Source organism: Ruegeria sp. AI3 (assembly GCF_056541245.1).
Window position 1 is genome coordinate 73,311 of sequence record NZ_JBQFYA010000016.1, and the last position, 13,723, is coordinate 87,033.

Genomic DNA, 13,723 nt, shown 5'->3' on the forward strand with positions numbered 1-13,723 from the left:
TATGGATTGGTTGGGCCCTGCCGAGATTGAGGCGTTGAAATTGTCCCTGCGTGTGTCGTTCTGGGCAACGCTGGCGACTTTGCCCTTTGGGATATTCGTAGCTTATGCTTTGGCGCGCTGGCGCTTTCCGGGGCGGCAGGTGCTGAATGGTCTGGTGCATTTGCCCCTGATCCTACCACCTGTGGTCACCGGCTACCTTCTGCTGCTGACTTTCGGCATTCAGGGTCCTATCGGGCGCATATTGGCCGAGTTCGGGATCGTTGTTGCCTTTCGATGGACCGGTGCTGCAATGGCGGCTGGGATTATGGCGTTCCCTTTGATGGTGCGAGCCATCCGTCTGTCAATCGAGGCCGTTGACCCTCGGCTTGAACAGGCTGGGGCTACGCTGGGAGCCTCGCGCCCTTGGGTGTTTGCGACGGTGACATTGCCGATGATCCTGCCGGGGGTCATCGCGGGTGCCATTCTGGCCTTTGCCAAGGCGATGGGCGAATTCGGGGCTACAATCACCTTTGTCTCGAACATTCCGGGCCAGACTCAAACACTGCCATCAGCCGTCTACGCCTTCCTGCAGGTGCCGGGGGGCGAGGCAGCGGCGACCCGGTTGGTCGTCATCTCGATCATCATCGCGATGGGGGCGTTATTGTTGTCAGAATACGTCGGGCGCCGTGCGGCGGCGCGGGTGGCCGGGTCATGAGCCTGTCTGTTCGTCTGCGCCACAGCCTTGCGGGGCTGGATCTGGACCTCAGCTTTGAGGCTCCGCCTGGAGTGACGGTTCTATTCGGGCGTTCGGGGTCGGGCAAGACTACGGTGGTGAATGCCGTGGCGGGTCTGTTGCGACCCGAGGCCGGGCGCGTCGCCGTGGACGATTGGGTCCTTTTCGACACGGACACCAAGCTTTGGCTGCCGCCGCACAAACGCAGGCTCGGCTATATCTTTCAGGAAGGACGTCTGTTCCCTCACCTGACCGTGCGACAGAACCTGTCTTTCGGGCGCTGGTTTGCACCTCGGTCTGCAAATCGTGAAGACCCAGACAAAGTGATTGAGATGCTAGGCATCGGTCATCTGCTCGACCGCCGTCCGGCTGGTTTGTCCGGGGGGGAGAAGCAGCGGGTCGCGATCGGACGCGCCTTGCTAGCCAGCCCACGCCTAATTCTGGCCGACGAACCTCTGGCTGCGTTGGACGAAGGCCGCAAGGCCGAAATCCTGCCTTACTTTGAGCGTCTTCGGGATGAGGTCTCAGTTCCAATTCTCTATGTCACGCATTCCGCGGCCGAGGTCGCACGTTTGGCGACCTCGGTTGTTGCACTGCAGGATGGCAAGGTGGCGCGCCATGGCCCAGCCTCTGAAGTGCTGGCCGATCCGTCCGTGACACCTGCAGGTGTGCGCGCGGTTGGCGCGGTGCTGCAGGTGCGTGTGCGGGCGCATCACGAGGACGGTTTGACCGAGTTGGACGCGGGTGGAGAGTCTCTGTTTTTGCCGCGTATCCCGCATCAGATCGGCGCAGAGCTTCGCATTCGTATCCCCGCGCAAGAGGTGATCTTGTCCAACCAACCCCCTGCGGGGCTGTCGGCCTTGAACGTTCTGGCGGGCACGGTCGAGACGATCCGCGCCGGGGACGGGCCGGGTGCGATTATCTCGATGGATACTTCGGCAGGTATCGTTCTGGCGCGGATCACCCGCCGTTCCGTCGCGGGGCTTGGTTTGCAACCGGGCGTGCGATGCTATGCGGTGATCAAGACGGTTGCATTGGCGCCGCAGGATGTGGGCGGGCGGATCGGCCCGACAGGTTAGAGTCAGGCCAAGGCACGGGCCTCATGCTCGCGCAGGATCATACGAGCAGCGCGTCCGAAGCCGGTGGATTTATCCGGGGTGCGATCGGGAAAGATCGAGGCCAGCTCCTGCAGCCCGTCCGAGGACAGGGAATGCAACGCTTCGTCGCCCAGAAACAGGCTCTCTGCCAATGCGCCTTCGGCGGTCAGAATCTCATGCTGATCCAGCAGGATATGCAGGTATTCGACCGGCTGGTCTGAGGTGTCGACGAAGATACCCGGCCATGAACACAGGTGTTTTGCGGCGACCAGAACCTCGGCGGCGCCAAACAGCAGCTCGACTTTCGGTCCTTGAATCAGGACGCGATGTTGCTGCGACACCAGAAGATCGCGCGAGGGTATGTCGGGCCCAAGGCTGCCGCGCAGGATACGCACGGGCCGCAGATCAGGGTCACGACGCAATCGCTCGGGTGGGATCGGGCTGGCTTCAATCCACCGAATAGGCTGCAGCCCGTGATCTTTGGTCTGGACCAGATCGCCGACTGTCAGGGCCTCGACGAGGTCTGGTCCGGTTCCGGTTTCGATCAACGTTCCGGCGGTGAAGCAGACGCCCTGAATGGAAATGGTGATGGTCGCCTGACCAACGAAAATCCCATCGGACCCCTGAATGACGAACGTGTCGGTCGCAATCTGGTTAAAGTCGAGGCTGTCAAAGAACGTGGGATCGACCGTATAGGTCCATTCGCCGGTATCCGCGTCTATCGTAGCTGTCCCATTGGCCGGAGGGGTCGCGATTGCCCAATTGTCGACATCAAACGTTCCCGGGGTAGTGCCAAGAATGACCTGCCCGGTGGCAACGTTTGGCGGTGAGCCAGTGACATCTCCTGTCAAATCACCCGTGACCGGAACCGAGACCATGCTAGCCCTCGCCTTGTTCCAGCAGGCGTTTGAAATCCTTCTTACGATAGAGCTTCATATGGACCTCGCCCGCGGCATCACGGCCCCATTCTACGATCCGGTTCTGGCCCATGTCACCAACCAGACGGTTCGTTCGGACGCGGGGGTGTGGTATTTCTGCCTTGAGAATGTCGACAATTTCATTCGTCTGCCCGAACGGCGCAACCAGATCGACGATCCAGAACGAGGACCCGCTAGTGAAATCCGCATCCTTCAGGGGCTTTTCCTGAATGGCATATCTATTTTCAGCCTCACGGCTGAGGCCGGCAAAGGTTACGAACCCTCGGGGAAAGCCGTTCTGGCGGAAGATGTGATACTGCCCCAGCCGCAACGGCGTTTCAAAGGCATAGAGAACCTGCGCCAAACTGCGTCTCTGATGCGTTGGGGTCAGGCCCGCCAAGTAGAACATTGCCCCGAAATCGGCGTATTTCTCAGGCGAGAGATCAAACCAGTCCTTTGGAAATGTTTGGCTCACAGGGACACCAGACTTGCAATAAATATCATGATGATATGCGTCGACTCGTCAGTTGCATATAGGTATTTTGATGTGTTTGCGGTCTGTTGCCGACCCCCTCTCGACCCAACCTCCAATTGTGTTACTCTCATGGGACAGAGTTTATTTCAGGATGTTAAGATGATGCGTGTTGCCAAGCTCATTGCGGTCTCAGCCTTTGTTTTCGCACCCCAACTTGCACAGGCTGTCGGCTTCGGTGTTCGTGTGGGGCCACAAAACCGGACCCAGATAACGCCGTTGGAGGGTGGCATCTATGAGGTCAAGGCCATCGGATCATCGGCGCCAGTGAACTACTGGTGCGGGATCGGCGATTTCGCGATACGTACGCTGGGCGTACCCGGCCCAACGCGAATTTATATCTACCGAGCCTATGAGCCGGGCGTGCGCACTGTGCAATTTTCGCTGACGCCGCCTCCGGGCGCAGATACCGATCCAGGCTATTCGATCACGGTCAGAAAGGTCGGAGAGAATATGTCGGCGACCTCTGCGCAAGCCTATTGCTTTGACAACTTCATGGATTTTGGGTTCTAAGCCTCAGACCCATTTCGCCATGGGCGGCAAGCTCATCAGCACCGCATCCGGATCGTGGCCTGTCTCAAGCCCGAACTTGGTGCCGCGGTCATACACAAGATTATACTCGGCATAGAGGCCCCGATGCACCAGCTGAGTGTCTTTGTCCGCGTCTGAAAAGCTCTGGACCCGGCGTTTTTCGACCAACGGCAGGAACGCGGGCAGAAAGGCTTTTCCGATGTCCTGCGTCAGGGCGAAATCCGCCTGCCAGTCATCGGTGCAGTAGTCATCCATGAAGATACCACCAACACCGCGCGCGCGTTTGCGGTGGGGGATGTAGAAATACTCATCCGCCCAGTCCTTAAGGCGCGGATAGTGGCTTGGTCCGTGCGGGTCCAGATGCGCCTTCTGGGTCGCGTGGAAGTGGGCGGTATCGTCGTCATATTCGATGCAAGGGTTCAGGTCTGACCCGCCGCCGAACCACCAGGCATGTGGTGTCCAGAACATGCGCGTGTTCATGTGAACGGCGGGGGCATGTGGGTTTTGCATGTGGGCGACCAGAGAAATGCCGGAGGCCCAGAACCGAGGGTCCTCGGTCATGCCGGGGATGCCCTTTCGTGCCGCCATGGCCTGTTGTGCGCGTTCGCCCAACGTGCCGTAGACGGTCGAGACATTGACGCCGACCTTTTCGAACACGCGCCCGCTCCGCATCACAGACATCAGCCCGCCGCCCGCGTCCGAGCCGTCCTCGGACTGGCGTTTGGTTTCTTTTACTTCGAAACGACCGGGAGTTGCGTCAGCAAACGGACCGGTGTCGTGGCTGTCCTCCAGCGCTTCAAAAGCAGCAACGATATCGTCGCGCAATTGGCGGAACCAGGCTGAGGCGGTGGTCTTTTCGGTATCAAACATGGTCAATGCGCCGGGGCTGCAACGGGGTCTAGCAAGGTGCGGCCGCCGTCAATTGTTAGGATCTGGCCAGTGATAAACCCTGCTGCGTCCGAGGCCAGAAACTGCGCTGTTTCCGTCAGCTCGGTCGGGGCCGCGATCCGGGCCAGAGGGGTGTGTTTCTCGATGTCGTCGCGGAAATCGCGGTTTTCTTTCAGCGTCGATTGCAGCGATGCGCTCATCACCGACCCCAGCGCTATCGAGTTCACGCGGATACGATTGGGGGCCAGTGCAACCGCCAGCGAGCGGGTCATTTGATCCAAAGCTGCGGTCGAGACGGAATAGGCCATCAGGTCCGGATGGGTGCGCCGCGCTGCGATCGAGGACAGGTTGATGATGGAGCCCGCCGGGTTTTCCTCATCCTCGCCGGATTGTTTGATCATCCGCTTGGCTACCAATTGGCTGAGGCGCAAGGCGGGCATCAGGTTCTGGTTCAGCAAGGTCCGGACCGAGTCGTCATCGGGGTCCAGCGGGTCAGACGGGATCACCTGACGCGCGCCGTTGATCAGAATGTCGACCTGATCGAACGCATCCAGCGTGGCCGAAAGCAGGTTGGCGATGGTCAGCTTTTCGCGCAAATCACCGGCGAAATAGCGGATGTTGCTATCGTCGGCCTGCTCACCCAATTCCTCGGCCAGCCGTTTTTCATCCATATCTGCAAAGACGACATTGGCCCCGGCATCTGCAAAATGCCGCCCGATGGCCAACCCAATCCCGTTGGCCCCGCCGGTTACAATCGCTGTCTTGCCAGCTATGGAAAAGGACATCCGAATCCTCCTGATTTGGGGCAGGTTAGCCGGGCTTAGGCCCGGGGGCGAGAGGCTTGAAACACCTTGAACCGATTGTCGCCGGCTACTTCCTGAACTTGGGCGAAGGATTCGGCCAGTGTTGCCTCATAGGGCAGGTGGCGGTTGGCAACCATCCACAGGGTGCCGTTGCGGGTCAGGTTCTTCGCGGCGGACTTGATGAAGCCTTGCCCCAGCGCCGGGTCGGCACTGCGCGAGGTATGAAAGGGCGGGTTCATGATGACGGTGTCGATCGGCTCGGGTGCGGTCCAGGTCACCGCATCCGCCCAGTGAAACTGAGCACGCGCATCGGGGACGTTTGCTTGCGCGCATGTCAGCGCGGCGTGATCCGCCTCAACCAGATGAAGGGCTTTGAGGCGGTCACTCTGCAGCAGACCCGCCGACAGATACCCCCAACCTGCGCCCAAATCAGCCACGCGGGGGCCAATCTTGTCCGGCAAGGACTGTGCCAGAAGGGCCGAGGCCGGGTCGATCCCATCGGCAGAAAACACACCCGGAGCGGTCACGTAACCATCCACGCTTTGCTTCTCGGGTGCTGCCCAATCGGTAAAGGCTTCGGCGTCGGCCTGAAACCAGAAGATCTTGCCATGGGCCTTGGAAATAGGGCCTTCGATGGCAACACGCTTGCGGATGTCTTTTAGAATGCTGTCGACACCGTTGGTTTTGGCGCCATCAACCACGATTGTCCCGCTCGCATGGCTGCACGCTTGTTGGATCAGCGATCGGGCCAGCGCCTTGGCACGCGGCAAGAACACCAGCGCATCGCTGCAAGCGGCGTCAAGCTTCGGTTTGGTGGCAAAGCCCTGACCAGCGAAATGATCGTGGTAAGGTTTGAACGGCTGAATCACCTGAGCCTCGCGCGGCAAGGCTGACAGATCCTCTTCGGGGGACGGGCCGATCACCACCAGCGGTTGCGACAGGGTCAAACCGCTGTTCAGGGCAAGATCAAGACGAGGGGACATGTTTAATTCCGGGCGGCCCGGCCTGCGTTATTCTTCGCGTTCCATCGTGCATTGCAGCGGATGCTGATGCCGACGTGCGAAATCCATCACCTGGCCCACTTTGGTCTCGGCAATCTCGTGGCTGAACACACCAACTACCGCGACGCCCTTTTTATGCACGGTCAGCATGATCTCGAACGCCTGCGCGTGGGTCATGCCGAAAAAGCGCTCCAACACGTGAACGACAAACTCCATCGGGGTGTAGTCATCGTTCAGTAAAAGCACTTTATACAGTGGAGGGCGCTTGGTTTTGGGTCGCGTCTGCAGCAGGACGGACGAGTCGCCGTCGTCATCTGATTTGTCAGACATCATCCAGGGGTTTTCCAGCATCGCGCGCAACTGTCCGATTCAGGCATTGGGTTTATCTGAGGGCTTATATAACGTTGACGCCGTCAGAATAAAGAGGCAGCGGACCCTTTCGGAATGGACAGTAAACTGACCACAATCGCCTTCGATGCGGATGACACGCTGTGGCATAACGAGCGTTTTTTCCAACTGACACAGGCTCATTTCGCCCAATTGCTGGCAGACCACGCCGAACGCGACCACCTTATGGAACGTCTTTTGGCCGCCGAAAAGCGGAACATCCAGCACTATGGCTATGGAATCAAAGGCTTTGTCCTGTCGATGATCGAAACGGCGATTGATGTGACCGAAGACCGGGTTCCAGCCTCGGTCATCCGTCAGTTGATCGACGCGGGGCAAGAGATGCTGGCCCATCCCATCGAACTTCTACCCCATGCGCGCGAGGCGGTCGAGGGCGTGGCCGAGAACCATCGCGTTATTCTGATCACCAAGGGCGACCTGATTGATCAGGAGCGTAAGCTGGCGCAATCGGGGTTGGGGGATTTGTTCGACGGGGTCGAGATCGTCTCGGAAAAGACAGCCGAGACCTATCGGACGATTTTTGAGCAGCATGGCGAGGGGCCTTTGAGCGCGATGATGGTGGGCAACTCAATGCGGTCGGATGTGGTGGCGCCGATTGCCGCCGGGTGCTGGGGCGTTCATGTCCCGCATGGGCTGGTGTGGGAGGTCGAGCACGCCGAAACACCCTCTGACCATCCCCGATTCCGAGAGCTTTCGGATCTAGGCGGACTTTCGGATCTGGTGCGCGCCCTAGGCTGATGTTGCCGTTCGGCCGCAGTTCCGGAAAAAACCGCGCAACCTTTGCCTTGTTCCCGTCATCATCGCTCATCTGGTGGGTCGGTATAGGGGCTTCGCCTATATATAGAAGGTGTTCGTGCCCCTCATGATGCCGGGAAAACCCCAGCTTTTGGTTTATTTTGCCGGGGTCCTGTGTTAGCCTTAGCGATAATCAATAAATTTCATCCGACCGGGAAAACCCGGCGGAACGAGGCAGACAGAGGCAAAGATCGTGCAGAGTCGGTGGACAGTCCCGGCCCGGATGGGCGTATTCCTCACAGCGTTTATGTTGGTGCTTTCTTTCGCGCCGCCTAAAGCCTTGGCCGCGCCCTACGCGGCGATGGTGATCGACGCGCGAACGGGCGAGGTTTTGCACTCGCGCAACGCTGATACCCGCTTGCACCCGGCCTCACTGACAAAGATGATGACCCTTTATATCGCGTTCGAAGCGGTACGGAACGGAGAGATCACGCTGGATACGCAGGTTCGCATTACGCGGGCGGCAGCGGCTGAACCGCCGTCGAAGCTGGGCCTGCGTTCGGGACAGACGATTGCGTTCCGCTACCTGATCCGCGCGGCGGCGGTGAAATCGGCCAATGATGCCGCAACGGCTATCGGGATTGCGATCAGCGGGTCCGAGGCCGCCTTTGCCCGCCGCATGACGCGTACCGCCAAGGCGATGGGGATGAGCCGCACAACCTTTAAGAACGCGCATGGCCTGACGGAATCGGGGCATATGTCGACCGCGCGTGACATGACCACGCTGGGGCGGCATCTGCTCTATGACTACCCGCAGTATTACAACCTGTTCTCGCGCCAATCGACAAATGCCGGGATCAAGACGGTTCCCAACACGAACCGCCGCCTGTTGGCCGCGTATAAAGGCGCAGACGGGATCAAGACGGGCTATACCCGCGCGGCCGGGTTCAACCTTGTGGCCTCGGCCAAGCGCAAGGACGAGCGCATCATCGCAACGGTCTTTGGCGGCAAATCGGGTGCTTCTCGGAACGCCAAAGTGGCTGAGCTGCTGGATCTTGGTTTCCGCCGCGCCCCGTCGCGCGCCCCGATCCGCCGCCCTGCGCGCCCGGCTTATGCGGGCAATGCCGGTTTGGGCGGCACGCAGGTTGCCCGTTTGACCGGCGCACCCAAGACCAGCCTGCGCCCGGCGATGCGTCCATCCGCGTCGGTTCAGGTGGCCAGTGCTGTTGTTGACGCCGCCGATGAAAACCGCGACCGCATCAAGGACGGGATCGCTGCGGCCATTGCACAGGCGGATATCGCGCCGACGGCGCCTCCGGTCGAAAGCTCGGATACACGTCCGGCCTTGCGGCCCGACAATCTGGTGCTGGCCTCGACCCAACCGGCCGAGCAACCGGAGCCGGAACAAGAGGTCGTCACGCGGCTGTCCACCTCGGGCGGGCATCTGTGGGGCGTGAATGTTGGCCGCTACACCACGCGCTATGAGGCCGAGAAGGTGCTGCTGAAAACTGCCCTTTCCGAGATGACAGCGCTAGACGGCACGCTGCGCAAGGTCAATCAAAGCTCTAAAGGGTTCGAGGCCACGTTCCAGGGCATGACCCGTGAACAGGCCGATCTGGCATGCCGCCGCCTTCAGGCGCGCAATGTCACCTGTTTCATGATCGGGCCATCATAAGACCCGACATATACTCTCCTGATGGGTCTGGGCTGCGGTTTTTCGCAGCCCTTTTTTATGCGCTACGGTCAATCGAAGACATGGCCGTGTTCGTACTGCTCATCCTGCCCGGCGGCGGCTGTCAGCGCGGCGACGTTGTCTTTGGTGAAGAACCCGTCGTACTGGTGGCACCGTTCGATGTATTCGGTGATCAGCAGCGTATTCTTTGAGTGTTTCGAGAAGATCTGTTTCAGGTTGGGATCGTCTTTGCATTCCCCCACCACATGGGCGAGGAACGGAACACCCTTGTCTTTGAGCGTATTGACGACGAAATCCACGTTCTTTTCGCCCGCGCTGTGGTCGCCATCCTGAATCTCGACCGCCATGTGATGCAGGCGGCGGCCGAAGTTGCGCACGAAATCCTCGGTCGGCATTGGCAGTTTGGCAAATGAGTTCACGAAGGACGGCGTGTTGTTTGCCGTAAACACCTTGGCCGGGGATTTCTTGTCGTCATCCACATTGGCGTTGCGATTCACATTGGTAGACGAGTTCATGTCGAAGATGTTGTACGCCCCCCAGAAATAATAGGGCACCATCGTCAGAAACTCGAGGATCGCGTCCTCGCGCTCTCCGGCCAGAACCCGCGTGGCGAGGTGGTCGATCCCCAGCATCAGCGGCGCAATATTCGAATCCGTGCCAAAAGCTGTGGCCTCTTGCAACCGAGCTTTCTCAGTATCGCTCAGCAGTACACGGTCACCAAGGCCCAGACTGTCGGGGTCGTTGAAATCTAGGGTGGAATAGCCCGCGCGGTTGCAGGTGAAATCCGAGGGCGTGGTAAAGCGAAAGCCATCCAGTGTGTAGAACGGGTTTTCCGTATCACCTGCATATTCAAACCGGATGTTCTGCTCTTCCAGAGTTTTGCTAAGCTCTTTCAGATCGCAGGCGGCAAAGACCTCACCCACATACCGCGTTTGTGGGGTGGGGCGGGCCAGAGGGTACATCCGGTTGATGCGGGGTATGAAGTCCTCGAAACTGTCGCTCAACGGGGCCATCAGGATCAGTGCTGGATAGTCGGGATGCGAATGCAGGACTGCGAACTTGTGTGTCTGCCCCAGATAGCTAGCCGAGTGGCGGTAGGGCGTCATCACATAAAGCTCGACCATCGTATCGAACAGCGCCGTGGATTCGACCTGGATGACGATCGCGCGCATCGGCCCGACCTGATCCGCGACACCCGAGCTGGTCCTGCGCTCGTAGATCATTGGCAGGTATTCGTGAAAGAAGTCCGAGTTCTTTTTGTCACCTCGGGGTGTGTAAGACATCAGATCGAAAGACATGTACGCCTCCTTGCCGGGCATCTGGCGGCGAGCGCGGGGCCAGCCAATAGCGTTGCTAGAAATACGGTATTCAGAACATGCACTTGCGGGCATGCTATGCGCTCAACCGAATTCAGGCAACAGCCATAGGATATGGGCCCAGGATTACGGGCTGATGTCTATCGGGTGAACTTTGTCACCTCGACCCCGCCCTCGATCAGGTTTTCCCGGACCGACCGGGCGATCTGCACGGCAGTTGCGCCGTCCCCATGCAGGCAGATCGTGTCGATGGACGTCTCCAGCCGTTTGCCGGATTCGGTGATGATGGCCCCTTCGCGCACCATGTTCAGGATGCGTGGGCCTGCAAGCTCGGGGTCGTGGATCACCGCGCCGGGCAGGCTGCGATCCACCAAAGTGCCATCGTCATAGTATGCCCGGTCAGCGAAGATCTCGCCCACCCATTTGCAGCCAAGCTCTCGTACGGCGTCTTCCTGCTTGGTGACCGCCAGCACCATGATGATGATATCAGGATCGACATCCAGCGCACCTTGGTAACAGGCGCGCGCCATGTCGAGGTCGACCGAACACATATTGGCCAAAGCGCCGTGCAGTTTCAGATGCCGCACCTTTGTGCCAGTGGCTGCGGCCATACCCAAAGCCGCGCCCAGCTGATAGCGCACCAGATTGCGCAGGCTGCCATGGGGCACTTTCATATTGCGCCGCCCGAATCCCTGTAGGTCAGGAAAGCCGGGATGTGCCCCGATGCCCACATCATTCTCAGCGGCCAGTGTCATGGTCTTAGCCATCACGTCCCAGTCACCTGCATGAAACCCGCAGGCGATGTTGGCGGATGTAATGATCTTCAGCAGGCTTTCGTCATCGCCCATCTTCCAGGTGCCAAAGCTCTCGCCCATATCGGCGTTCAGATCCACGCGCGGCATCAGATAGTCTCCTTAGTCGGTGGCAGAGATCACTCCGCCGATCAATTGGTAGGACAACAGGTCCGGGATGTCATGAGGGTCGCGGACCAGAGGCTCAACACGGCTCGGAAGGCGCGCAAGATCCGCTCGAAACGCAGCATCAATCTCTACAGCCTGTTCCAGAGTCACGAATTCAAACCGAACCGTCCCGCCCGCCGGGGTCTGAGCAGCCTTGGACATGTCGCAGGGTAAGACGGTCGCTATTCGGGGGTAGCCTCCGGTCGTCTGGCATTCGGGCAGCAGAATGAAAGGGTTGCCGGTGCCAGTCATCTGAATGTCGCCGGGAGTGATCACCTCGGACACGATATTGAGCTGATCTTTGGCCGCAAAACCCGGCCCGTTGCTTTCCAGCTGCATCCCCATACGGTTGGCTCGCGCGCCACGCGTGAACTCTGTCTGTGCAAAGCGATCCAGCGTTTCATTATCGAACAACGCGGTTTGAAAGCTGGCGACGACGCGAAGGGTGCCGCCGTTGAACCGGCCCGAAGGGGACAGCTTCATTCTGCCATCGCCCGCAGTATTCCCGGCGGGCAACAAATCACCCACCGCAACGGCGCGACCGATCTTTGCCGTCAGATGCGTCGCGCGCGAGCCGAGGAACAGCTCGGTCTCAATGCCGCCCTCCAAATGCAGATAGCCGTAGTTGCCCTGAATGGTCGCACCGATCGTCAGCGTTTGCCCTTGCTCAAGAACATGGGACGCGTTCCAGACGATCGGTGATCCGTCGACACTTGCCTGCATCGCCGCACCAGTCAGAGCGATCCTTGTGCGTTGCGTCGCCTCGAACGTGCCGCCCATGCCTGCCATCTCCAGCGCGGACAGATCGGGGCTTTGGCCAAGCAACGCCGCGCCCTCATGCAGCGCCAGCAAATCCGCCGCCCCGGAACGTGACAAGCCCTGATCCAAATAACCGATGCGCCCCTGATCCTGAACCGTACAAGCCGGTCCAATTCGGTGAACCAACAGAGTCATCAGGCGATCTCCTGGCAGGTTGCGCCACCAAGGCCGTCATCATTGTTGGCGCGGATTGTCTCAAGTTCTTCACGCGAGACAGAGGTGAACTGTAGCTCATCACCGGGCCGCAGGGTAAACGCTTGATCCTTGTCGGGCTGAAAGCACCGGAACGCCGTTTGGCCAACATGCCTCCATCCGGTCGGAGTCGGGCCGGAGAACAGCACAAATTGCGAGATCGCGAGGACGAGTGCTCCCTCGGGCACCATGGGCGTCAGCTCCTGCAGGCGCGGTATATTGAACTCGGGTCCCAACGGCCCGAGATAGGGTTGCCCCGGTGCAAAACCGATGGTCAGCACCCGCACTTGTGTCTGACTGAGCCGCCGGACAGCCTCGGCCGGGGCCAGCCCGGCAACACGCGCGGCATCCTCCAGCTGTGGGGCAAGATCCGTGCCATATACGGTCGGCACCCGCCATACTCTTCGTCCGCTTGGTAGAGGGGCACTATACCAGTCCTGCTGGTTCAGGATCTGCTTCAGGTGACTTGTGATCTCGAGATGTGAAACCACCTGAGGGTCAAAGCGCAGATATGCAGATCCCAGAGAGGCTGATGTCTCTATAATCCCGCGCGCCGCTAAGCTGTCCACCTGCGCCCGAAACGCCAAGGCCGCGCGGTTTGCGGCCTCATCCATCTTGTCTGCAAATGTCACCAAAGCCCCGTCGAGCCCGACGGTGCGTACCAGTGGGTAGGAAAGACCTTCAGTCATGGGTGGGCCGAGATTGGATCGTGTCTTGTCATTCGGGAACCAGACCGCATCCGAATGAAATGCGCAAGTAGAGGAAAGAGTGATCCACACCGACGCGCAAAGCGGAGTTTTTGAAGCCTGTCACCGGATTCGACTCGCGGGCGCGAGTCGGGCTTTATTGTATCCGTGGGTTAACTTGGCCCAAAATGTTGTGGTTTGCCATTGTGGGGTTCTGGTCGGGCTATGGTGTTCCTTGGATGACGTGCCTGTATCCTGCTGTCTTGGCGCTTGAAAGCATTAGTTAAATCATTGATTTTAAACTTATAAATTAGAAGTCGCAAAAAAATGCGCCGATATGTAATTTTCCACTTGCGGCTTTGTGGGGTAAACCTTAGAACCCCCTTCACCGGCGCTGCTGAGGCGCTGGGGCGCTGCTGAGGCGGCGGGGACGC

16 protein-coding genes are annotated in these 13,723 nt (G+C 59.4%); 5 read left to right on the top strand and 11 right to left on the bottom strand.

What is annotated here, in order from left to right:
- The first annotated feature begins 1 nt into the window (after position 1).
- Both modB and modC read left to right on the top strand, forming a co-directional pair.
- Complete coding sequence (modB, locus tag ACRZ95_RS20360) at positions 2 to 694, top strand: molybdate ABC transporter permease subunit (protein ID WP_170484723.1); 693 nt, start codon at positions 2 to 4, stop codon at positions 692 to 694.
- Positions 691 to 1,791, top strand: a complete 1,101-nt coding sequence (gene modC, locus ACRZ95_RS20365) for a molybdenum ABC transporter ATP-binding protein (protein ID WP_170678938.1) — start codon at positions 691 to 693, stop codon at positions 1,789 to 1,791. Before modB ends, modC begins: the two co-directional genes overlap by 4 nt.
- A 2-nt stretch (positions 1,792 to 1,793) precedes the next feature.
- On the opposite strand, the gene ACRZ95_RS20370 is transcribed toward modC, so the two are convergent.
- Both ACRZ95_RS20370 and ACRZ95_RS20375 read right to left on the bottom strand, forming a co-directional pair.
- Positions 1,794 to 2,687, bottom strand: a complete 894-nt coding sequence (locus tag ACRZ95_RS20370) for a Hint domain-containing protein (RefSeq protein WP_170678940.1) — start codon at positions 2,685 to 2,687, stop codon at positions 1,794 to 1,796.
- Position 2,688: 1 nt separating this feature from the next.
- Positions 2,689 to 3,201: a toxin-activating lysine-acyltransferase gene (locus ACRZ95_RS20375; RefSeq protein ID WP_170678942.1), complete on the bottom strand. Its 513-nt coding sequence runs from the start codon at positions 3,199 to 3,201 to the stop codon at positions 2,689 to 2,691.
- A 159-nt stretch (positions 3,202 to 3,360) separates the two neighbouring features.
- On the opposite strand from ACRZ95_RS20375, the gene ACRZ95_RS20380 reads away from it, so the two are divergent.
- On the top strand, positions 3,361 to 3,771 hold the full coding sequence (locus ACRZ95_RS20380) for a hypothetical protein (protein ID WP_419740374.1): 411 nt from the start codon (positions 3,361 to 3,363) through the stop codon (positions 3,769 to 3,771).
- A gap of 3 nt (positions 3,772 to 3,774) precedes the next feature.
- Here ACRZ95_RS20380 and hemF read toward each other — a convergent pair whose 3' ends face one another.
- The 4 genes from hemF to clpS are packed head-to-tail and all read right to left on the bottom strand — an operon-like array spanning position 3,775 to position 6,832.
- Positions 3,775 to 4,659 carry an oxygen-dependent coproporphyrinogen oxidase gene (gene hemF / locus ACRZ95_RS20385; protein WP_170678944.1) on the bottom strand — a complete coding sequence of 295 codons (885 nt, stop codon included), beginning with the start codon at positions 4,657 to 4,659 and terminating at the stop codon, positions 3,775 to 3,777.
- A gap of 2 nt (positions 4,660 to 4,661) precedes the next feature.
- Positions 4,662 to 5,462, bottom strand: coding sequence for an SDR family oxidoreductase (locus ACRZ95_RS20390; protein ID WP_170678946.1), 801 nt, complete (start codon positions 5,460 to 5,462; stop codon positions 4,662 to 4,664).
- 35 nt (positions 5,463 to 5,497) lie between these two features.
- Positions 5,498 to 6,463, bottom strand: a complete 966-nt coding sequence (locus ACRZ95_RS20395; RefSeq protein ID WP_170678948.1) for a class I SAM-dependent methyltransferase — start codon at positions 6,461 to 6,463, stop codon at positions 5,498 to 5,500.
- A 27-nt stretch (positions 6,464 to 6,490) separates the two neighbouring features.
- Positions 6,491 to 6,832: an ATP-dependent Clp protease adapter ClpS gene (clpS, locus tag ACRZ95_RS20400; RefSeq protein WP_170378718.1), complete on the bottom strand. Its 342-nt coding sequence runs from the start codon at positions 6,830 to 6,832 to the stop codon at positions 6,491 to 6,493.
- Between the two features lie 93 nt (positions 6,833 to 6,925).
- Here clpS and ACRZ95_RS20405 point away from each other — a divergent pair, with 93 nt between their 5' ends.
- Both ACRZ95_RS20405 and ACRZ95_RS20410 read left to right on the top strand, forming a co-directional pair.
- A complete protein-coding gene (locus ACRZ95_RS20405) occupies positions 6,926 to 7,627 on the top strand; it encodes an HAD family hydrolase (protein WP_170678950.1) in 702 nt (233 codons plus the stop codon).
- Positions 7,628 to 7,907: 280 nt separating this feature from the next.
- Positions 7,908 to 9,299, top strand: a complete 1,392-nt coding sequence (locus ACRZ95_RS20410; protein WP_170678952.1) for a D-alanyl-D-alanine carboxypeptidase family protein — start codon at positions 7,908 to 7,910, stop codon at positions 9,297 to 9,299.
- A 68-nt stretch (positions 9,300 to 9,367) separates the two neighbouring features.
- On the opposite strand, the gene ACRZ95_RS20415 is transcribed toward ACRZ95_RS20410, so the two are convergent.
- The 5 genes from ACRZ95_RS20415 to ACRZ95_RS20435 form a co-directional block, all read right to left on the bottom strand.
- Entirely contained in the window at positions 9,368 to 10,615 is a 1,248-nt protein-coding gene (locus ACRZ95_RS20415) for a hypothetical protein (RefSeq protein WP_170678953.1), read from the bottom strand.
- A gap of 158 nt (positions 10,616 to 10,773) precedes the next feature.
- A complete protein-coding gene (locus ACRZ95_RS20420; protein WP_170678955.1) occupies positions 10,774 to 11,535 on the bottom strand; it encodes a 5-oxoprolinase subunit PxpA in 762 nt (253 codons plus the stop codon).
- 12 nt (positions 11,536 to 11,547) lie between these two features.
- Positions 11,548 to 12,546 (bottom strand): 5-oxoprolinase subunit C family protein, encoded by a 999-nt coding sequence (locus ACRZ95_RS20425; RefSeq protein WP_170678957.1) that lies wholly within the window; start codon positions 12,544 to 12,546, stop codon positions 11,548 to 11,550.
- Positions 12,546 to 13,292, bottom strand: a complete 747-nt coding sequence (locus tag ACRZ95_RS20430; protein ID WP_170678959.1) for a 5-oxoprolinase subunit B family protein — start codon at positions 13,290 to 13,292, stop codon at positions 12,546 to 12,548. Before ACRZ95_RS20430 ends, ACRZ95_RS20425 begins: the two co-directional genes overlap by 1 nt.
- Before the next feature lie 170 nt (positions 13,293 to 13,462).
- Positions 13,463 to 13,723 (bottom strand): hypothetical protein (locus ACRZ95_RS20435; RefSeq protein ID WP_480555497.1); only part of this gene is annotated, 261 nt, incomplete at its 5' end.

What these genes read in the sequence shown, in the direction of transcription:
- modB (WP_170484723.1), top strand. Translation starts at nt 2, where the DNA reads ATGGATTGGTTGGGCCCTGCCGAGATTGAGGCGTTGAAATTGTCCCTG.
- modC (WP_170678938.1), top strand. Translation starts at nt 691, where the DNA reads ATGAGCCTGTCTGTTCGTCTGCGCCACAGCCTTGCGGGGCTGGATCTG.
- ACRZ95_RS20370 (WP_170678940.1), bottom strand. Translation starts at nt 2,687, where the DNA reads ATGGTCTCGGTTCCGGTCACGGGTGATTTGACAGGAGATGTCACTGGC.
- ACRZ95_RS20380 (WP_419740374.1), top strand. Translation starts at nt 3,361, where the DNA reads ATGATGCGTGTTGCCAAGCTCATTGCGGTCTCAGCCTTTGTTTTCGCA.
- hemF (WP_170678944.1), bottom strand. Translation starts at nt 4,659, where the DNA reads ATGTTTGATACCGAAAAGACCACCGCCTCAGCCTGGTTCCGCCAATTG.
- ACRZ95_RS20390 (WP_170678946.1), bottom strand. Translation starts at nt 5,462, where the DNA reads ATGTCCTTTTCCATAGCTGGCAAGACAGCGATTGTAACCGGCGGGGCC.
- ACRZ95_RS20395 (WP_170678948.1), bottom strand. Translation starts at nt 6,463, where the DNA reads ATGTCCCCTCGTCTTGATCTTGCCCTGAACAGCGGTTTGACCCTGTCG.
- clpS (WP_170378718.1), bottom strand. Translation starts at nt 6,832, where the DNA reads ATGCTGGAAAACCCCTGGATGATGTCTGACAAATCAGATGACGACGGC.
- ACRZ95_RS20405 (WP_170678950.1), top strand. Translation starts at nt 6,926, where the DNA reads ATGGACAGTAAACTGACCACAATCGCCTTCGATGCGGATGACACGCTG.
- ACRZ95_RS20410 (WP_170678952.1), top strand. Translation starts at nt 7,908, where the DNA reads ATGGGCGTATTCCTCACAGCGTTTATGTTGGTGCTTTCTTTCGCGCCG.
- ACRZ95_RS20415 (WP_170678953.1), bottom strand. Translation starts at nt 10,615, where the DNA reads ATGTCTTTCGATCTGATGTCTTACACACCCCGAGGTGACAAAAAGAAC.
- ACRZ95_RS20420 (WP_170678955.1), bottom strand. Translation starts at nt 11,535, where the DNA reads ATGCCGCGCGTGGATCTGAACGCCGATATGGGCGAGAGCTTTGGCACC.
- ACRZ95_RS20425 (WP_170678957.1), bottom strand. Translation starts at nt 12,546, where the DNA reads ATGACTCTGTTGGTTCACCGAATTGGACCGGCTTGTACGGTTCAGGAT.
- ACRZ95_RS20430 (WP_170678959.1), bottom strand. Translation starts at nt 13,292, where the DNA reads ATGACTGAAGGTCTTTCCTACCCACTGGTACGCACCGTCGGGCTCGAC.